We start from the raw sequence: 19706 nt of genomic DNA on the forward strand, positions 1-19706 counted from the left end.
GATGCTTTGAATAAAACGAACAAGAAATTCAAAAAGTTAATCAAAAGTCAACTACAGTATTGGTTTGCGGGATTACCTAACTATATCAAGGTATACCTGCCTAGTTTGGGCTGCGAAAGTTGAGTAACTAATATGATTAGTCAAGTAGAAATAATCAAGTGATGGTATTTATAGAGCTTCTTAGAACTAGAACTGCTTGCCAAATATATTTAAGTACCCAAGGTAATACGAAAAAGCAAGGATGATAAAAAATGCGCCTACTATAAGAAAGAAAAACATCCAGTCTTTAGGAGAGACGTTCATTTCATGATAGTAGGTGCGGTCTGTATCACCTGTAAAACCTTTTGATTCCATCGCGATGGCAACTCGTTCAGCTTTTCGGATTCCATTTGCCAGCAGTGGAATAGAATATCTCCTGAATTGCTGCCATTTACCTTTTATCCCTTTCGTTCTGCCAAAGCCACGAATCCGGTGAGCTTGCCTTAAAATCTGCAGTTCGTCCCGAAACATAGGTAAGAAGCGATAGCCAGCCAGAATACCGTATGTGATTTTAGGGGAAACCTTGCATTGCTGCATTAAACTTAGCATGAATTTGGTCGAGTTTGTCGTTAAAGCAAATAGGATCGACAAGCATACAAAACAAAGAGATCGTAAGGCGAGACTAATCCCTGTTATAATACTTCCCCTTGTAATTTCGCTTCCGAAAAGGGTAAATAAAACTTCGCCATAGGAAAAGGTTTGATTTGTATACAGAATGGTCATCCAGGCAAAGCTGAGCGCCACAAGCAGAAATGGGCTAAAAATCTTGAGCCATTTAATGAAGGGGATATCGCTCATCGTGAATGTCACAATAAGGATAAATAAAAAATAAACGAGTGGAGTAAACACATCAAACGTAAAACTGAGCAAAATGCCAGGAATGAAGATGGCAAGTGCTTTGATTGTTGGATTAATGAACGAGATCAAGGCTTTCACCTTCTTTATGAAGTACTCGAGTCCGGTAAGGCGGACGTAATCGCGCTTTTTCCAATAGATCAGCTTGCCTCCAAAGACTTTCCGGCTCGCCATTGTAATGAATATGCTGCTGATATAATACAATCGTCCGATCAACTGTATCCACGATATCCATATCATGCGTGACGAAGACGATTGCCGTTCCATTTTGTCTCAAGCTATCAATCATGTACATCAGTTCTCTCGTAGTCTCTGCATCTTGACCAAATGTCGGTTCATCAAAAAATAAAATATCTGGTGTTTCATCCAGCATCGTTGCTACACTTAAGCGGCGCTTTTCTCCACCACTTAAGGAAAAAGGATTACTGTATTTATTTTTTTCTAAATGGAACTGCTTTAAAAGTGTGGTTGCAGCGGTATTTAATTCAGCTGTTGACCATCCATTCAATTTCATTCCAAATGTTAATTCATCGTATACGGTGTCCGTGATGAATTGATGCTCCGGGTTTTGAAAGACATATCCCATTCTTTTTCGCAGCTCTTTTTCCTCCCATTGCTCCACCGGTTTATCGTAAAAGTTTATAGTTCCTTTTTGAGGGGTTAATAACCCAGTCATTAATTGCAGTAAGGTAGATTTTCCAGCTCCATTCTCCCCAACAATGGCGACGAATTCTCCCCGATGAATTTTTAAGTTTATTTCTTGTAAAATGGGTTGTTTCTTATGATGGAAGCTCATCTGCTCTATCGTTATTAGGACATCTCTCTTGATAGAGGGAGGGGATTTCACAGGAATCGGGTAAGGATCGGCAGCGTTAGAAAACTGCTTTGGTAAAAATATTCCTTCTTTTTTTAATAAAGAATGATGATTTGCAAAGATGGATGCTGCATTGCCGTCTGCGATGATTGTACCCTGTTTTCCTAAAACAAGCATACGATCGGTAATATCCAGCCAGTCCTCGATTTGATGTTCAATGATAAACACAGCTAGCTTTTGTTTTTCTTGAATTTGTTTAATTAATTGGATAAATTCTATTCGAGAAACCGGGTCTAAATTTGCTGTAGGTTCATCTAAGATCAATAGTTCCGGTTCCAATAAAAGAACAGCTGCTAGAGCAAGTTTCTGCTTTTGTCCTCCAGATAACTCGTAGATTTTTCGATTTTGAAAACCATTCATTCCAACGGCAGACAACACCTCCGAAATGCGCTCAGGCATTTCGGAAGGGGCAATTTTTCTGTTTTCCAATGTAAAAGCAAGTTCATCCTCTACGGTAATCATGCAAAATTGACTTTCCGGATCTTGAAAGACAATCCCGATCTTCTGATTGAGCTCTCCTTTTTGATAGTCTTGTATATTTTTCCCCCGGTGAAAGATGTCGCCGGAAGAAATGCCTTCTACTGTATCGGGATATAACCCATTTAGGCATAGAGCTAGACTGCTTTTCCCTGAACCGCTTGCTCCAATAAGGAGGGTCGTCTCATGATCTCTTAAGGAAAAGTGCAGTTCATTGAGTAATGGTTTATCCGAATTTTCATAGCCGAATGAGAAATTGTCCACATAAAGTAATGGATTAGGCTGCGTCTTTTTCACGTTTTTTCTGTATCTCCTTTCCTAAGGCATAGCCGCGAAGGACCCCAGTTTTTGCTAATTTGTCACTCAACCATTTCCCTAGGACACCCGCGAGAAGGGCACCACTGATGATGCGAACAGCTAACATCGCTATAAGTAATGCAGGGGCTAACGCGATATTTCCGGATGAAAATAAATTCCAAGTGAAACTGAAAACGGCTGCAAAGACACCGGAAAGAATTAAAATGCGTAAACGATAATCCTTCCATTTTGTTATTGCGAAGGCAAACTCTGCTCCTAAGCCTTGAATTGCAGCTGCTAGAATAAGTCCGGGTCCCGCGGCAGTTCCCAATAATACTTCGGTAACTCCTGCGATAAGTTCAGCTGTAAAGGCAACCCCCGGCTTCCGAATGATATAAGCTGCAACGATGGAAACAATGAACCAAATGCCAAAAATAATTTCATACCCAAACGGTGCGAGACCAAATGGAGCAAGAATATTACGAATACCTTGACCAACAAGAAAGAATGCTAAGTAAATGATCCCGAAGACGACACCTAATATCGACATGAGAACAATTTCTTTTAATTTCCAATGCTTTGTCATTTCACTTCTCCCTAGGTTTATTTTGTAGGACTGTTGGCGGAAAGGCTAAATGTCATGGTGACATGAGAGACTTTTTCTTGGACGAGTTCAAAGGATTCATGTAATGCATTGAAGATATCATGAACGTCTCCGTCTAATCTTGTTGCATAATGTGTAGAAGTAACCGTGACATTACGATGCTTTGATAGATTGATTTGTTCATAGATTTTATCCATGTAATCTTCATGCCCCATTGGATAAAGGGAAAATTTACAACCGGCGATTTGGAGGATCGCTTTCGCTTTTTCTTCGTTCAATGGTATGTCTGTTTCATCCATATACGCGTCAGCTTCCGTGTCACCAGGACAGCCGATGGAGAACGTACCATTCATAGCAACATGCTCCCCAGTATTCGCTGCATGTAGGAAGATTGCTTTTGCAACATCGAAAACATGGATCATTTTTCCGCGGATACACGTACTGACATCATCCGTTTCCTTCCAAACCTTGGAGGTATCAACCTCACTTAATGTTGATAGAATAATATCAACAAAATTATCACTCATCGGGTGCAGACTAAATTGACAACCTACAATACGACTAGTTCCACAATTGTTACGCATTCCAATCTCCTCCTATTGATAATAAAAAAACTGCATTCCTAAGGGGAATGCAGTTTACACATTAATTTTAACAACATAATATTCGTAAACTGCACTTCCCCACGCTAGTATTATCTAGATCGGGTAGTAAGGGTCGGATTAATCCTCTCAGCCACATGACGCAGCTCCCCTAGTGCTTATGTTTTGATATGCAGTTATTCTAATTCCAGATTGTATACATGTTTCGGTATTTTGTAAAGTATTTAATCAATTTTAATATCCGGTTTCTTCCAAAATATAGTGATAAGGAGACAGACGACAATAACGATCGAGCTGAAAACAAACGGATAATTGATATCTATATCAAATAAAACCCCACCAACTACTGGACCAAATACATTAGCAAGGGACGTGAAGAATGAGTTCATGCCGCCAACAAAACCTTGCTCATTCCCGGCGATTTTTGATAAATAGTTGGTAACAGCTGGACGAATCAGGTCAAACCCAATAAATACCGTGAAGGTTACCGCCATTACTTGCCAATAAGAATTAGCGAGTGTCATGGCAAAGACCAGCATAGCAGAAATGGCGAGCGACCAGCGAATAATATTGATTTCTCCGATCAACTTTGTTAACCAATCGAACAATACAACCTGGAAAATCGCTCCGATAATCGCACCACCTGTAATGGCAATCGCAATGTCAGAAGGAGTGAATCCGTGCTTATGATCAGTATAAAGGCTGAAGAAAGAATCAAACGCGGCAAGACCGAATGTTGAAATTAAAATAACAATAAAAGCGATGAAAAACATCGGCATAAACACTTTCCTCAAGCCACTTTTGCCGAGTTCTTCGGTCATATCAGCCATATCGTCTGTTTTCGACTTCGGCTCTTTTAAGGATAAAATCGAAACGAAAGCAACAATTAAACCACACGCCGCAGCAGAGAAGAACGGTACACGCGTACCAATCTCTGCTAAGAAGCCACCAATTCCTGGTCCGATAATAAATCCGGTACTAATCATCGCTGACATATAGCCGAGTGCTTTAGGCCGCGTTTTCAGCGTCGTAATATCCGCGATAAATGCGGTAACAGCAGGCATGATGAATGCGGCACTTATTCCTCCGAGAATTCGTGAGGCGAACAATACTTCAATTGTTTTACCAAGACCAAATAAAAACTCGGAAAAACTGAAGATAAAAAGACCAATGACAATCATGCGTTTACGCCCATATTTATCAACTGCTTTTCCAGCCAAGGGCGAGAAAATCAATTGAGCTAAAGCGAATGCAGCCGTTAAATAACCGACAACAGTACCACTGATGCCGAGTTCATTCATAATAGTTGGCAGAACCGGTATAACAAGTCCAATTCCTAAAAATACAAAGAATATATTTGTAAGCAGAAGCGTCAATGTCCAATCTTTCTTTTTCATAGCTTTTTCTCCTAGGTGATATGATATTCTGTACTAAACATAGAAATTTTACTCTGATTCGATGAGAGATGCAAGCATATATTACTATTTATTATAACTTAATTTTCGCAACCTGAAACAATTTAAGCAAGCTAGCAATTGTAGTAATCATCTCTCGTTTTATTCTCCCATTTTGCGCATTATGTATGCTCGATAGGATGGCTGAACTGCTTTGACTTTTACAAATGCGACAGTTGCTTGCGTTAATATCTTAATAAAGTGAAACTTCATTCAGCGGGGGGGGGGTCCTTCTCCTCCACTGAATGTTAGTTGAACAGAATCAGGGATTTACGGACTGTATATCGCCCGCCTGAACATTTTGGTTTTCCCTCATGTTTAGAGATGGGGGTATTACAGACTGTTAATACGTGATAAAAAGGATGTTGGATGAATGATTTATATCTATATTGGACTTGCCGGAGCATTCGGAGCGATGCTGCGGTATAGTATAGGAATTCTAATTATGACAGAACATGTTTTTCCCTATGCGACGTTATTGGTTAATTTGATAGGGAGCTTTTTACTTGCGTGGCTGACTTACGGACTGTTTAAAAGGATTCATCTGGATGAAAAGCTGAAAACAGCGATAACAACGGGTTTTGTCGGCTCGTTCACTACATTCTCCGCTGTCAGTGTGGAAACGGTTGAGTTGTTCCAAAATCAGTCGATGTTACTTGGGTGCGTCTATGTTTTTGTGAGTTTGGTTGGAGGGCTTGGTATGTGTGAAGTTGGTTTTCGGGTTAGTAGGGGAGTTGGAGAGAAATGAACTGGCTGCAATTATTGCTCGTTGGCATTGGCGGGTTCTTCGGTGCGATTGCACGTTATATGATTTCAAGAAAATTGAACAATCCGGAAAAAGCTATACCGGTGGGTACACTCCTCGTCAATCTGACAGGGGCATTCATGCTCGGGTTTCTTATGGGGACTGGGGTGGACGCGCTATTACTTCTCCTATTAGGAACAGGTTTCTTAGGTGCCTTTACGACATTTTCAACGTTGAAACTCGAGATGAGTTCGTTGTGGAGAAGGGGGGATAGACGGGAGTTTTTCTTTTACGCGGTTGTAACGTATGTTTTTGGAATAGCATTGGCATTTCTAGGGGGTATTATTGGCGTTATTTTTAGAAGTATTGTAATTATGAATTAAAAGTGCTATTCTATCCTAAATATTTATTTGAAAAAGGGGGCGTATGGAATGCAAGCGATTCAGTTTCCAATACTTGAAAAAGAAGCGACAATCGGCGTTACAGCTCCGTCGTCAGGTGTGTCACTGGAATTACATGAATTAATCCACAAAGCTAGGAAGCGGTTAGAAGGAAAAGGGTATCGCATGCAAATTGGAAAGACGGTTTGGAATCAAGATAAAGCGAAGGCGGCACCAGCATTGGAGAGAGCGGCTGAATTTAATAGATTAATGGATGATGAAGCTGTTCAATTGATATTCCCTCCTTGGGGCGGGGAACTTCTGATTGAAATGCTCGAACACGTGAATTTTGAAAAAATCCAATCAAAGTGGATACTAGGTTATTCGGACACGAGCTTGTTATTACTCGCCATTACGTTGAAAACCGGAATTGCAACTGCACATGGCACGAATCTTATAGATGTAAGAGGAGAATCCTCTGATCCGACTACGGCTATGTGGGAGCAGGTATTATCAACGAAGCAGGGGAACTCTGTTGTTCAATATTCTTCTCGGAAATATCAAAAAGAATGGCAATTTGATAATCCGACGCCCCATATCTTTAATTTAACGGAACCAACAAGGTGGAAGAGTGTTACAGAGGAAAGCGTAAAAATGGAAGGGCGTCTTCTAGGTGGTTGTATTGATGTAATCAGACATCTGATTGGGACAGAATATGGGGATATTGCTCGTTTTCGTAAACAGTTTACAAAGGGAGAGCCGATTATTTGGGTTATGGAAAACTGTGAATTAGCAACTACGGACTTACGGAGAACGCTTGTGCAGATGAAGCTTGCAGGTTGGTTTAAAGAATGTGCAGGAATTATGTTTGGCAGAAGTCCAGCGAACGATCCAGTAGATAACTATACAGTTGAAGATGTTTATAATGATTTATATGAAGAACTTCAAGTTCCAATTATCTATGATGTGGACTGTGGGCATGTTCCACCCCAGATCACATTTATAAATGGAGCGTATGCGGAAGTTGAAGTAGCTGATGGAAAAGGAAAGATTGTACAGCATTTTAAATGAAACTGGGATATACAATAAAAGGTTCCGCTCATTGGCGGAACCTTTTAATTCGTTAGTGACCTGCAACATCCCGCTTCGCAAAGAAGATCCAGGTAATCGCAGCGAAAATAATATAATAGACAACTAGTACGGTAACGGAAAAACCGAGTGTCATTTCTTCTATCACTGGTGTGTTCCCGTTAAAGTACTGGGATAGGTCTGTATTTGCAAATAGAATGTATTTCGCCCAGTCCCGTTCTATGAAGAAGAATACAATCTGGTTTCCAGCTAGCATGAGGAAAATTGCGAGTCCAATTGCTAGCGCGCTGTTTCTGAAAATGGAAGAGATCATAAAGGCGAATGTCGCCATCATAAGCAAGTTCACGAGACTGAAGCCGTAATCGGTTATAATCTCCCCAATAACCGGAACATATTCCACTCCATCGCCTTTTTCAAGAACGATATGAGGATTCATCCCGTCAAAGCCGATGAAAATTCCTCCGATAATCCATGAGAAGAGGAGCACGAATAAAAACGTTATAAATGAAAATATTAATACGGCGCTATATTTTGATATTAAGATTTTCGTCCGTGAAATTGGTCGGATGAGAAGCAGCTTAATCGTTCCCCAGCGGAATTCGTTAGCAAGAATACCGGCAGCAACGATGATGGTAAAGAGACTGACAAGGGAAAGCAGCATCTCATTTTCCATTACAAATTGCCACGCACCGTAACTTTCAGGCATAATATCATGTTCTAAATAATAATTATTGATTTCAATGAACGTTGAATTAAAGGACTCCATATCGGGAAATTCTTCCGTATCTTTCATGTATTCGGCATTCTCTGTTTCCAGCGTCTCTCTCCACGTATCTTCTTCATATGTCATAAAGTCCCCATAAGTTTTTGCCAACAGGCCGACCCCAATAATGATTAATGCCAGTATGACATACATTGCCCAAGTCGATTTCAAACGGTAGATTTTAATCACTTCATTTTGTATGAGATTTAGAAAATTAGTCAATGATATTCTCTCCAATCAGATCAAAGAATTTATCTTCGAGAGTTGATTTGGTGACTTGCACTTCATAAATGAGAATATTTTCTTTCACCAAATCGGAAATGAGTAGCGGGATATTCTCCTTCTCGGTTTGGAACGTGATTTTACCGTTTGTTTGGGCAGCAGGTGTTTTACGATTGACGACTTCAAGGGCTTTTTCAAGTGGTGTTGCTTCCATTTCCACTTGCAGCAGTTGTTGTTCGCCTGCTGGTGTATTTTCTTTCACAGCTTGAATCGCCACAAGTTCGCCATTTTTAATAATGCCGATCCGGTCGCACATTAACTCGATTTCGGACAATAGGTGGCTGGAAATGATAACTGCAACATTATGTTCGGTTGCAAGTTTCCGGATATATTGTCTGATTTCTCGAATGCCGGCAGGGTCTAGTCCATTCGTCGGTTCGTCGAGTATGAGAACGGATGGCTTATGTAATAAAGCTTGGGCGATTCCTATTCGTTGTCGCATCCCAAGTGAGTATCGGCCAACTTTTTCATTCATTACTTTTTCCAGACCGACAAGTTTAACCGTCTCATCAATTCTTTCCTGCGTAATCCCTGGAATCATCCTTGCATATTGTTTTAAGTTTTGTGCGCCTGTTAAAAAGGGGTAGAGCTCTGGATTTTCAACGATTCCGCCAACTTCACGGATTGCTTCTTTAAATTCTGTTTTAATACTTTTGCCGAGAATATGTACGTCGCCTTCTGTGAGTTTCATTAACCCTACCATCATACGGATTGTCGTTGTTTTCCCGGCACCATTTGGTCCAATGAAGCCGAATACTTCCCCTCTATTAATGGTAAAGGAAAGGCCTTTAATGATTTCTTTATTGCCGATACGTTTTCGGACATTCGTCAATTGCATTGCAATTTCGGTCATTCTATTCCCTCCTCTATCGTGTTCTCTAGGTGGTACGGAAAAAGGGGTGGGAAAGTTTCATTTTTACTGATTTTGGTAATAATATATTCAAAAAGATGATCGGCAGAAATGTTTTTCTAGCCGATCATCTTTTACTGTAAGGGCACTTCCGCCTTTGATTTAAGGGGAGCTATGCTTTTATATTACCCCATACTTTTTTTGCTTCTGTGCTACCTCACTGAATGAAGTTTCACTTTACGAATAAACCAAGAATACTCGTGACTTCAGTTGTGAGAGATTTAATTTAGGGTAGTATTGCGAACGATCGTACAGGAAATCCACTTGCTTTTTCAGGCTTTGGAACGATATTGAAAATGATGGCACCTTTTGTTGGAACTTTATCCAGATTGGTTAGCAGTTCGATCTGATAGGTGTCTTGCTCTAGTACGTAATATTCTCCGATGAGTCTGCCGTTTTTTGCAGCGTCGATAGCGGAGTCGGTGTCAAAGGTTTCGTGGCCGACTGCTTTGATTTTTCTTTCTTCAAATAGGAATTCGAGAGCGTCAATTCCCCAGCCGGGAAGATGTGGATTACCGTCTTCATCCTTATTCTCAAAACGCTCTTTATCTGGCCAACGCTTGCTCCAATCGGTACGTAAGGCGACAAATGTGCCTGCTTCAATTTCACCGTGGACTGCTTCGAACTTGAGGATATCTCCTTTCGTCAAGGTGAAGTCATGGTTATGTGCTGCTTCCCTTGATTTATCAATGACTATGAGCGGTAAGACAAGTTCTTTTAATTTAAGTTCATCAAGGTAGCGCTGATGTCTTACGAAATGAACTGGAGCATCGATATGAGTACCGTATTGTCCGGCAAAAGAGAACTGTTGGGCAAAGAACCCATCGTCATGGTTGTAAAGTGTCTTGAATGCGGCGTCATCAAATGCTGCAAAATGCGGTGAATCAGGGCCGAAAGTGTGAGTCAAATCAACCCATTCTTTTTCTTTCAGTAGTGAGATTGCTTTTTGTAATTCTATTGCTGCTTGTATTGTCGTCAATTTCATCCCCCCTAAAATTATAAAAAACCCTCTTCTTGAAATAAGAAGAGGGTTAGGTAGCATATCTGCCGGCTCTTCTTATCTTCGAGCAAATGCATGCTCCTGGAATTGGCACAGTACTCCAAAAGCCTGTTGCCGAGGTCTCAAAGGGCCAGTCCCTCCACCTCTCTGGATAAGAAAAAATATTAAGAAATTAGTTAAATAATAGAATATACCGAAACCAGAAGAAAGTCAACACTTAATTCGGGGACAGGGGGTCAGAGCATCTGTCCCAGTTTACCGGCAAAAAATAATTATTTCATAAGGGGTTGTTTGGGCTGGAATACTCTTTGTTGCTGCACCATAAACAACAATTAAATTTCTCCTAGCAGGGTTTTGTTTGAAGTCTTGCCCGTTTGTTAATTGCATCTGTGTATCAGGACCGATATTTAGCTGCAAAGAGCCGTCACTGCTGATTAATTGCTCATTAAAATAACTTACCTTTACTTGGCTATATGGATTTTCCTTCACGATAACTAATGCCCGGTATTGCGGTGGATAAATTAAAATTGTGGCTGCATCCCCATCATAATAACCGGTGATCTGATCTCCGACTTTGATTTTTTCCTGATATAGAAAGAACGTATCTGGTCCTGCAACGAAGTTTACGACAGCACCGGCATCATTCTGAACAGATATAAACTTGTAACAACCGAAATTATCATTAGGCGGATACATCGGAAAGTCATCTACACTTGTGACGCGGCCGGTAAATGATTTGAAATTGATTCTACTCACTGGAACCACTCCTTTTTATAAAATTAGCCCACAATAGTTTATGAGAACTTAGGTTAAAAGTGCTGGAGTGGGACAAGTGCTCTGACCCCATGTCCCAGTGGGACACGGGGGTCAGAGCACTTGTCCCGATTTCTATACAGGGTGTGTTGGTTATGATTTAATGGAAATAATGGAAAAGTTATTGAGGTTGTTCGGTATATGGATGTTTAGACCATAATAAAGATGGAGGAGGGATTTAATGGAATTAAGACAGCTGGAATATTTCATGACTGTATGTGAAGAACTGCATTTTACGAGGGCTGCTGAGAAATTGAACATTGCCCAGCCGACATTAAGCCAGCAAATCAAAGTTTTAGAAGGCGAGGTAGGAATTCCGCTCTTTGACCGGATAGGGAAAAAGACTGCATTAACGGAGGCCGGAGAGATTTTATATAAGCATTGTAAGCAGATTTTCTATGAATTGGAACAAGCACAAGCGGCAATTGGAGAACTGAATGGATTGGAAAGAGGAAGGCTTACAATCGGATCCTTGCTTACTTGTATGAATTACCTACTTCCTCCTGCACTAGTTCGCTTCAAAGCTCTTTATCCGAATATCAAACTGTCTGTCCATGGATTGCGGACAGAAGAGATTGAAAGAAGCATACTGGAAAATAAACTGGATCTTGGTCTTACGTTCCTGCCGAATGGAAATGATGAGTTGGAGGAAATTTCATTATATACAGAGGAACTGGCACTTGCTGTTCCCAAAGGTCATCCACTTGCGATAAAGTCGGCAGTAAACTTTGATCAAATTACCAATATCCCATTAATACTTATGCCGGAAAATTATCAACTTCGGCAGTTAATTAAGGGCTACGCTCGAACTGTCGGGATCACGATTAATCCGGCACTTGAGCTGACAACATTGGAATCAATTATCCAACTGACGGAAAAAGGTATGGGAGCCCCCATTTTACCACTGCCGTACTTGGAACATTTAAATAATCAAGATATAAAAGTTGTGAAAATACTAAATCCAACCCCACAAAGGGAAATTGGTATTATCTATCGAAAAGATAAATTCATGTGTACAGCAACCAGAGCCTTTATCGGAGAAGTGACGAAAGCAGTAGCAGGTGGGGTAGAGGAGCAGGCTATTAACATCAATCCATGAAAAAAGCAGTTCAGGCACTAAGTTGTCTGAACTGTTTTATCAATTATATTTCTATAAATTATGAAAATACAGTGGGACAAGTGCTCTGACCCCCTGTCCCAACCCCCTGTCCCACTGACAAGAACGCCCGAACCGTCGCCCTAGGGAGATTGGTTCGGGTGTTGTTTTGGTTTTTAGTCTTTTTTAACATCTTCCATACTTGCGCCGTAATTAATATGATAGGTCTGTCCGTTCAGCACTAATGCTGGAACAGATTTTACTCCAGCCTCTTCTGCTTCATTGATTCTAGAAGGATTTTCCTCGAAATGGACAATTTCTAAATCTACTTTCGAATCATCTAGATAATCTAATACCATTTTTTCCGCATTGACGCATACTGGACAACCCGCATGATAAAATATTGCTTTCTGCATGTGAATACCTCCTTTTTCTCTTATATTTAGCTTAGAACAAGTAGGTAGCTATAACAATTAGAAATTTTCTATCGTAATGATAGGTTTTAACTATGCTAAGATAAAAGAATAGAGTAAATGATAATAAAAAAACATGAATAATAAATGGAGGGGCATATGGTTCATATATTATATATTGAAGATGATAAAGAAATAGGTCATTGGGTCTCAACAGATTTAACGGAAAGAGGTTATAAAATAACATGGCTGCAGTCTGGGGAAAATATGGAGAGCTATTTGACTTCGATAGATTTAGCGATTTTAGATGTAATGCTGCCTGGATTAGATGGATTTTCTCTTGGCAAGCGTCTGAAAAAAAGTGCACCAGATATACCAATTATTATGCTTTCGGCTCGAACTGCCGTGGAGGATAGACTGGAAGGTCTCCGTTTTGCAGACGATTATGTGACAAAACCCTTTCATCCCGATGAACTCGCTGCCCGGATTGAAGTATTGCTGCGAAGGTTCCAGCGACATGACGAAGTATTAGAAATTAAGCATTTGCAGATTTACCCGAAAGGCATGCGGATTATCAACAAAAATAATGAGGAGGAAATATTATTAACAGGTAAACAATATCATTTATTCCAGTACTTTATCCGACACTTAAATCAAATATTAACAAAAGAGCAATTATATGAAGGTATCTGGGGAGAGAGCTATATCGAAGGTGATAAAACATTAATGGTGCATATCCGATATTTACGAGAAAAAATTGAAGAAAATCCATCTGTACCAACAGTCATTGAAACGATTCGCGGTATTGGATATCGGGTGAAACAATGAGGAATTTCTTCAGGTCTCTGTTGGCAAAATACATGCTCCTAATCGTGATCGCAATTTCTTTAGTACAAATTGCTTCCATAACGATTGGACTATTTGTATACGGATTCGCCGAAAATGTTGAAAACCGTTATCTTAAAGAGGGAATAGACACGGAAACGATTGAAGAAAGATGGCATGAAGATGCGAGCCATCTAGAACAGATTTCAGAAGAGGTTATCCAGCAACACTTTGCTAAATGGAAAGAAGACTTTCCTGAGGCTACAATGTTTTGGGTAGATGGGTCCGGGATATTACGAGAAAAAATTGGTAGCAATCATGATATTCCAACGGAGTGGAGTGCAAGAGAAACTGCATCCTTTATTAAAAGCCGGTATGATGGTGATCCTTTTACTGTCATTACATTAATGGAAGAATCGGATGGTTTTATTGTTTTTGAAATACCTCGCGAGGCCCTGCAACTCCCAATGCAGTCTGTTTACGATCATTATGGGGATATTTTGATAATCGGACTATTGTCGATTGTTTTATTGTTCATTATCGTATCCTTTCTATTTTTCCACCGGATTAGAAAACGGCTTTTACACCTTCAAGAAGCAATGGAAATAAGGGATGTCGACGGTTTGCCACTAGCCATTCCAGTTAAGAAAAAAGATGAAATTGGCCAATTAGAACAAACGTTTAATCAAATGGTTGACGAACTAAGAAAAAGCAAACAGCGGGAGCAGGAAGAAGAGCGACTGCGAAAAGAATTAATTGCGAATCTTTCTCATGACTTAAGAACACCACTGACTAAGTTACGGGCACAATCCTATTCCATCTCGAAAATGGATCAAGGTGCGGAGTGGAATAAGGCTATTCAACAATTAGAAGTCTCGATTAAAGATATGGACCGGTTAATTGAGAATCTGATGTCGTACACCCTGCTTACGGCGAGTAAGTACCAAATCAAGCGAAAAGAGATTGACATTGTACGTTACGTTCGGGAGCATTTAGCCACTTGGTATCCCGTGTTTGAAAAGGAAGGCTTCGAAATTAACATTGATTTGCAACCATTGGATAGCAGTTATTGGGAGGTTGATCCTGTTTGGATAAGCCGAATCATAGATAACGTGCTGCAAAATATTTTAAGGCATACAAAGGAAGGAAAGTATGTAGAAGTAAAAACGAAAACGACTGAGACCTATGATGCACTTCTGTTTATCGATAAAGGAGATGGAATCGAGAAGGGGTCGGAGTATAGTGGTGCAGGCATTGGACTATCTATTATAGATATGATGGTGCAGGGATTAAATTTAGATTGGGAGATTCATTCCAGTAACAATGGAACAACCGTTAAAATAATCAAATATCATAAGAAATAAATATATCAAAGAGTGTATGTGCTGATAACCTTCTGTCCGCGTACACTTTTTTTAAACAAAATTTAAACAAGTTCCAACCTTGTTTTTAAACCTCATTCTTTAAGATAAAAGTGAGGTGAGAAAATGGAATACATTGTAGAAACATCAAACTTATCAAAGCGTTTTGGAAAAGACTTAGCGGTAGAAGGATTGAATATGAAAATCTCAAAAGGAGAGATTTATGGATTTTTAGGACCGAATGGAGCGGGAAAGACGACAACGATCCGGATGCTCTTGGGCTTAATGAAACCAACTTCAGGAAGGATTCGTATCTTCGGACAAGATATAAAACAACAACGAAAAAATATATTAGCAAAAGTTGGTTCGTTAGTTGAGAACCCATCCTATTACCCGCATTTAACAGCCTATGAAAACTTAGAAGCATTACGAAAAATAATAGGGGTTCCGAAGCAAAGAATTTATGAAGTGTTGGAGATTGTTCGGCTAACAGAAGTAGCTGACAAAAAGGTGAAAGGTTTCTCTCTCGGGATGAAGCAACGGCTTGGCATTGCTATGTCCTTATTAAATCAACCACAGTTGCTTATTTTAGATGAGCCAACGAATGGGTTGGATCCTTCAGGCATTATTGAAATACGCGAGTTAATTAAACGGCTGCCAGAAGAGTTTGGAATGACGGTGCTTATTTCCAGCCATTTATTGACTGAAATCGACCAAATGGCAACAACAGTAGGTATTGTTACAAAGGGAAAGATGATTTTCCAAGATTCTATTGAGACAATGCGAACGTTAGCAGGCCATGCCATTTCATTAAAAGTTAGTCAAGCGGAACAAGCATGGCGTTTATTGCTGGCAAATGGAATGAAGGTGGAGCATGAAAATGGTTTAATTATGTTGCATGAAAGTTCCAATGAAATGGTTGCAGAGGCAGTCAGACTACTCGTGCAGGCGAATCTATCCATCTATCGGGTGGAAGAAGAGAAAAGATCGCTGGAAGATATTTTTCTTTCCATGACGAGGGAGGATTCAGCGGTATGATCAGCATGATGCAAACTGACTTTTTGAAAATAAAGCGGAAAGGATTCTGGTTTTTAACGTTTCTCGGACCTATTGGGGTCGTTGCGTTGCAGATGGTAAATTATGGTGTAAGAAAAGAATATTTATTGCAGCAAAGTGAGAATGATTGGTTGTATTACTTACAAAATATAAGTGTGTTTACCCCGCTTGCCCTTGTATTAGGTATTGCGATATTTACCTCCTTCATAGCAAGTATAGAAAATGAGACCAATGCTTGGAAACAGCTCATTTCTCTCCCGGTTTCCAAGATGATGGTTTATTTATCAAAGTTTACAATTCTTGCCTGTCTGTTGTTCATCTCATCCATTTTATTAATGCTATTTACACTTGGATTTGGCATTTTCCTTTCATTTGATGAAGCAATTCCGTGGTGGGAATTGGTGAAGTATAGTTTCTATCCATATTTTGCTGCGTTGCCTGTGTTAGCATTACAGCTATGGATTGCGACGGTCAGTAAGAACCAGGGGGTGCCGATCACAACTGGTATATTTGGTGTGATTTTTGCTTATTCCGCTTATATGTTGCCAGATTGGATGATTTGGAAATGGCCGTCCTTAATGAATCAATGGGATGAGCCGTTGATAAATGTATTGTTAGGTCTTGGTGTTGGATGCCTATTGTATGTCATGGGCATGCTCGACTTCACAAGAAGGGATGTGAAATAGATGGGAGCTGTTCTACGGTCTGAATGGTACAAATTGCGAAAGTCAAAAATTTTACCGATTATATTTGCTGGTCCATTCATTGCGATTATCATCGGTGCCCTGTTTAACTATGATTCTATGGAAGGTGGATTTAATAAATGGTACTTGGCTGTTCTATCAATGAATCTAACTTATGCTCTATTATTTTTACCATTGATTACAGGTGTATTAGCTAGCAGCATTTGCAGGTATGAACATCAGGCAGGTGGATGGAAACAATTATTAGCATTACCGGTAACACGGGGGAATGTATTTATTTCCAAATATGTGCTCCTGTTATTGCTTGTTTTTCTAATCCAATTACTTTACCTTGGAGCTATTTATATCGTTGGAATAATAAATGGATTTACAGACCCATTTCCATTGGAAATCATTTGGAAGAGTATTATTGGCGGTTGGCTTGCTACATTTCCACTTGTCGCCCTGCAATTATGGATGTCAATCGTCTTTAAAAGCTTTGCCGCTCCATTTGCTGTAAATGTCATTTTCACTTTACCAACGATATTAGCAGTGAACTCGGAACGGTTCGGTCCCTTCTACCCTTGGGCACAACCTTTTTCCATGATGTACATTGGGGGAAGCGCAGATGACGTATTCTTCGTTCCCTGGGAACAAGTGCTAACAGTAGTTGGAGGAAGCTTCATCATATTTTTCCTAGGCGGATATATTTACTTTCAAAGAAAAATGATTTAGTGAATTGGGACAAGGGGTCAGAGCACTTGTCCCAGTTGTGTTTTCATTTTACAAGAAGTGATACAAAATGATTCTACTAACTGCTTGTTTTAGTTATAATACGAATAGGTTGATGAGATTAAATAGATATTAAACGTTAAGGTCTGTTATTGTGTCATACTCTGATACAAGGGCAGACCTTCGTTTTAAGCTTTATATATACATAGAAGATATGAGAAGGGGAGTGCTACAATGTCCATTAAAGGACTTAATCATTTACTTTTTTCCGTTTCCAACTTGGAGACCTCAATCGTTTTCTACGAGAAAGTATTTGACGCGAGATTACTTGTTAAAGGCCGAACGACTGCTTATTTTGATTTGAACGGAATGTGGCTAGCGCTGAATGAAGAAAAGGACATCCCGCGTAACGAAATTCACCAATCCTATACACATCTTGCATTCTCTATAGCTGAAGCGGATTTTGAAAAAATGTATAACAAACTAGAGCAGTTAAATGTGCATATTTTGGAAGGGCGTCCCCGTGATAAGAAAGACAAGAAATCCATTTATTTCACAGATCCAGACGGGCATAAATTTGAATTCCATACAGGTACACTGGAAGAGCGATTAGATTATTATCGAGCAGACAAACCTTATATGGAATTCTTTGATTGAGTACCGAGAAAGTAGGTTCTTATGTTATTTTACCTTATTACTATTATTGTCGTTTTAATTGATCAAGCAACGAAGGTCTTTGTCAGAATGAACTTGGCTTTGTATGAAAAAGTGACTTGGGCGGGAATCGAGTTCACTTACATTGAAAATAGTGGCATGGCAGGTGGCTTTTTCCCTGGATATGCAAGAGCTTTCGGGATTATCTCCGTATTATTTGTGATTTTCATCTTTTATTTGAGAAGGAGTGAAGCGTGGAGAGGGCCACTCATCGATATCAGTCTAGGTTTCCTTGTTGGGGGAGCGGTGGGGAATGGAATGGACCGGTTATTACATGGGCAAGTGACAGATTTCATTGTTCGTTCTGGCGGAATTCTTAATGTAGCAGATCATGCACTGGAAATTGGTATCGTTCTCTTTATTATCCATGAGCTCGTTCAATGGCTAAAGCGGAGGAAGCGCGTTAAAAGTGAGTGAGCAATAAGCTATATTGATTTGGGATGAAATGATTATCTACGGTTAAAATAAAAACATAAGAATACAGGAACTAATTAATACAAAGGAGCTAATCCAGTGATCGCAAGAATTGAAAAGTTAGACCAAGTCAAGACAGCTGTATATGTACGAAGGTTAAACCATTCAGCAGCGGAAGTTTGGGCATACTTAACAGAAAATGAAAAACTAAAGCAATGGTTTTGCTGAATTAGAAATACAGTCATTAGAACCTGGAGGAGCCATTCACTTTAATTTTGGCGATGGAAACTATGAACAAATTGAGATACTTGATGTAGAAACGAATAAACGATTCTCCTTTACATGGCCACCTAAGAATACGGTTCGTTTTGAATTAAAGGAAACAGCAGGTGGCTGTGAGCTTACGTTTAGGGAATTTTTGTACGAAATCGACGACCATACAGCTAAAGATTTAACCGGCTGGCATGTTTGTTTAGACGTGATTGAAGCTCTACTCGACGGTAAATCGATTGAGAACCGAAAAGAATATTGGGAAAAATATTATCCGATTTATCACGCATTAATGGGTCTGTAATACCCCCACATCTAAACATGAGGGAAGCCCACCCAACATGTGAAGGTGGGGGATATACAGTCCGTAAATCCCTGATTCTGTTCAACTAACATTCAGTGGGGAGGGAAGGAAGCCCCTACTGAATGAAGTTTCACTTTATCAAGAGCTTTTAAAAAGGGCTGAATAATAAAGCGGAGACGTGAAAAGTACATGAAAAGTGGGACAAATGCTCTGACCCCCTGTACCGCAATTGTTACAACTTTTTGGATGGAGAAATGACTCTTTTGTGAAGGATGTAATGTAGATGCGTTTTAGGAAGTTACATCATATATAATAAGATGTGAAAACAAATAAATCTTCCAGGAAGGTGCAAATAAATGAAAGGTACAGCATTACTAATCAATGACGATCAGATCGTAACGGTATTGGAGAATATTGGTCATGAGGTATATGAGGAGATAAAGCATCAGAAGCCCAAGGAGCATGTCCATTGTGAAATCAATAAGAAAAAAGTAGAATTCGGACCCATTACAAAGATTGTCTGGTTAGAAGATAATGTTGACTGGCAATATGGATATTAAAATATAAATGGAGATAAGCCAAAGCTTGCACTAAGAATTACTTTAGAGCGAGCTTTTTCTTCTTTAACATACTAAAAAAGAAAATATTGCAAAT

The 19706-nt window shown here is 39.7% G+C and carries 24 protein-coding genes and 2 riboswitches; of the genes, 14 read left to right on the forward strand and 10 right to left on the reverse strand.

The genetic code is table 11. The annotated features are described in order from the left end of the window. Positions 1-186 precede the first annotated feature (186 nt). The 5 genes from GN217_RS12685 to norA all read right to left on the reverse strand — a co-directional run bounded on the left by GN217_RS12685 (position 187) and on the right by norA (position 5145). Positions 187-966, reverse strand: a complete 780-nt coding sequence (locus GN217_RS12685) for an energy-coupling factor transporter transmembrane component T family protein (protein ID WP_156857047.1) — start codon at positions 964-966, stop codon at positions 187-189. Further along, positions 950-2542, reverse strand: a complete 1593-nt coding sequence (locus tag GN217_RS12690; protein WP_156857048.1) for an ABC transporter ATP-binding protein — start codon at positions 2540-2542, stop codon at positions 950-952. The genes GN217_RS12685 and GN217_RS12690 overlap by 17 nt, the downstream gene beginning before the upstream one ends. Further along, positions 2523-3128 carry an ECF transporter S component gene (locus GN217_RS12695; RefSeq protein ID WP_156857049.1) on the reverse strand — a complete coding sequence of 202 codons (606 nt, stop codon included), beginning with the start codon at positions 3126-3128 and terminating at the stop codon, positions 2523-2525. Before GN217_RS12695 ends, GN217_RS12690 begins: the two co-directional genes overlap by 20 nt. Positions 3129-3145: 17 nt before the next feature. Next, positions 3146-3730 (reverse strand): YkoF family thiamine/hydroxymethylpyrimidine-binding protein, encoded by a 585-nt coding sequence (locus GN217_RS12700; protein WP_156857050.1) that lies wholly within the window; start codon positions 3728-3730, stop codon positions 3146-3148. 79 nt (positions 3731-3809) lie between these two features. Beyond that, positions 3810-3911, reverse strand: a riboswitch (TPP riboswitch). Between the two features lie 61 nt (positions 3912-3972). Next, positions 3973-5145 (reverse strand): multidrug efflux MFS transporter NorA, encoded by a 1173-nt coding sequence (gene norA / locus GN217_RS12705; protein ID WP_156857051.1) that lies wholly within the window; start codon positions 5143-5145, stop codon positions 3973-3975. 430 nt (positions 5146-5575) lie between these two features. On the opposite strand from norA, the gene crcB (GN217_RS12710) reads away from it, so the two are divergent. From crcB (GN217_RS12710) to GN217_RS12720, 3 genes are read left to right on the forward strand one after another with little or no spacing between them, the layout of a single operon-like run. After that, a complete protein-coding gene (gene crcB, locus GN217_RS12710) occupies positions 5576-5950 on the forward strand; it encodes a fluoride efflux transporter CrcB (protein ID WP_156857052.1) in 375 nt (124 codons plus the stop codon). Next, entirely contained in the window at positions 5947-6330 is a 384-nt protein-coding gene (gene crcB, locus GN217_RS12715) for a fluoride efflux transporter CrcB (protein WP_156857053.1), read from the forward strand. Before crcB (GN217_RS12710) ends, crcB (GN217_RS12715) begins: the two co-directional genes overlap by 4 nt. Positions 6331-6378: 48 nt before the next feature. Next, positions 6379-7398, forward strand: coding sequence for a S66 family peptidase (locus GN217_RS12720; protein ID WP_156857054.1), 1020 nt, complete (start codon positions 6379-6381; stop codon positions 7396-7398). A 52-nt stretch (positions 7399-7450) separates the two neighbouring features. Here GN217_RS12720 and GN217_RS12725 read toward each other — a convergent pair whose 3' ends face one another. From GN217_RS12725 to GN217_RS12740, 4 genes are all read right to left on the reverse strand, one after another. Next, the gene (locus tag GN217_RS12725; RefSeq protein ID WP_156857055.1) at positions 7451-8401 is read right to left on the reverse strand and encodes an ABC transporter permease; all 951 of its coding nucleotides are present in this window, start codon (positions 8399-8401) and stop codon (positions 7451-7453) included. Further along, positions 8394-9314, reverse strand: a complete 921-nt coding sequence (locus GN217_RS12730; protein ID WP_156857056.1) for an ABC transporter ATP-binding protein — start codon at positions 9312-9314, stop codon at positions 8394-8396. Before GN217_RS12730 ends, GN217_RS12725 begins: the two co-directional genes overlap by 8 nt. 283 nt (positions 9315-9597) lie before the next feature. Continuing rightward, positions 9598-10350: a cyclase family protein gene (locus GN217_RS12735; RefSeq protein WP_232334436.1), complete on the reverse strand. Its 753-nt coding sequence runs from the start codon at positions 10348-10350 to the stop codon at positions 9598-9600. A gap of 75 nt (positions 10351-10425) precedes the next feature. Next, positions 10426-10529, reverse strand: a riboswitch (SAM riboswitch). Positions 10530-10626: 97 nt separating this feature from the next. Further along, positions 10627-11067 carry a hypothetical protein gene (locus GN217_RS12740; protein ID WP_156857110.1) on the reverse strand — a complete coding sequence of 147 codons (441 nt, stop codon included), beginning with the start codon at positions 11065-11067 and terminating at the stop codon, positions 10627-10629. Between the two features lie 298 nt (positions 11068-11365). Here GN217_RS12740 and GN217_RS12745 point away from each other — a divergent pair, with 298 nt between their 5' ends. Then, positions 11366-12283: a LysR family transcriptional regulator gene (locus tag GN217_RS12745; protein ID WP_156857058.1), complete on the forward strand. Its 918-nt coding sequence runs from the start codon at positions 11366-11368 to the stop codon at positions 12281-12283. A gap of 173 nt (positions 12284-12456) precedes the next feature. Here GN217_RS12745 and GN217_RS12750 read toward each other — a convergent pair whose 3' ends face one another. Next, positions 12457-12696, reverse strand: a complete 240-nt coding sequence (locus GN217_RS12750; protein WP_156857059.1) for a thioredoxin family protein — start codon at positions 12694-12696, stop codon at positions 12457-12459. 156 nt (positions 12697-12852) lie between these two features. Between GN217_RS12750 and GN217_RS12755 the strand changes: the two genes are divergently transcribed. The 10 genes from GN217_RS12755 (at position 12853) to GN217_RS12795 (ending at position 19612) form a co-directional block, all read left to right on the forward strand. Continuing rightward, positions 12853-13521 carry a response regulator transcription factor gene (locus GN217_RS12755; protein ID WP_156857060.1) on the forward strand — a complete coding sequence of 223 codons (669 nt, stop codon included), beginning with the start codon at positions 12853-12855 and terminating at the stop codon, positions 13519-13521. Positions 13522-13541: 20 nt separating this feature from the next. Continuing rightward, a complete protein-coding gene (locus GN217_RS12760; RefSeq protein ID WP_336253054.1) occupies positions 13542-14882 on the forward strand; it encodes a sensor histidine kinase in 1341 nt (446 codons plus the stop codon). Positions 14883-15005: 123 nt separating this feature from the next. Further along, positions 15006-15917 (forward strand): ABC transporter ATP-binding protein, encoded by a 912-nt coding sequence (locus GN217_RS12765; RefSeq protein WP_156857062.1) that lies wholly within the window; start codon positions 15006-15008, stop codon positions 15915-15917. Then, the gene (locus tag GN217_RS12770; protein WP_156857063.1) at positions 15914-16621 is read left to right on the forward strand and encodes an ABC transporter permease; all 708 of its coding nucleotides are present in this window, start codon (positions 15914-15916) and stop codon (positions 16619-16621) included. The genes GN217_RS12765 and GN217_RS12770 overlap by 4 nt, the downstream gene beginning before the upstream one ends. Beyond that, a complete protein-coding gene (locus GN217_RS12775; protein WP_156857064.1) occupies positions 16622-17353 on the forward strand; it encodes an ABC transporter permease in 732 nt (243 codons plus the stop codon). A 231-nt stretch (positions 17354-17584) separates the two neighbouring features. Further along, positions 17585-18007 carry a FosM family fosfomycin resistance protein gene (gene fosM, locus GN217_RS12780; protein WP_156857065.1) on the forward strand — a complete coding sequence of 141 codons (423 nt, stop codon included), beginning with the start codon at positions 17585-17587 and terminating at the stop codon, positions 18005-18007. Between the two features lie 21 nt (positions 18008-18028). Beyond that, a complete protein-coding gene (gene lspA / locus GN217_RS12785) occupies positions 18029-18481 on the forward strand; it encodes a signal peptidase II (RefSeq protein WP_156857066.1) in 453 nt (150 codons plus the stop codon). 96 nt (positions 18482-18577) lie between these two features. Continuing rightward, positions 18578-18706, forward strand: a complete 129-nt coding sequence (locus GN217_RS19230) for an SRPBCC family protein (protein ID WP_255454396.1) — start codon at positions 18578-18580, stop codon at positions 18704-18706. Between the two features lie 7 nt (positions 18707-18713). Then, complete coding sequence (locus GN217_RS12790) at positions 18714-19052, forward strand: SRPBCC domain-containing protein (protein WP_156857067.1); 339 nt, start codon at positions 18714-18716, stop codon at positions 19050-19052. Positions 19053-19408: 356 nt separating this feature from the next. Further along, complete coding sequence (locus GN217_RS12795) at positions 19409-19612, forward strand: hypothetical protein (protein WP_156857068.1); 204 nt, start codon at positions 19409-19411, stop codon at positions 19610-19612. The last annotated feature ends 94 nt before the right edge of the window (positions 19613-19706 follow it).

Origin of the sequence: Oceanobacillus sp. AG (genome assembly GCF_009746545.1) — a bacterium.
GTDB classification, from domain to species: Bacteria; Bacillota; Bacilli; order Bacillales; family Amphibacillaceae; genus Oceanobacillus; species Oceanobacillus indicireducens.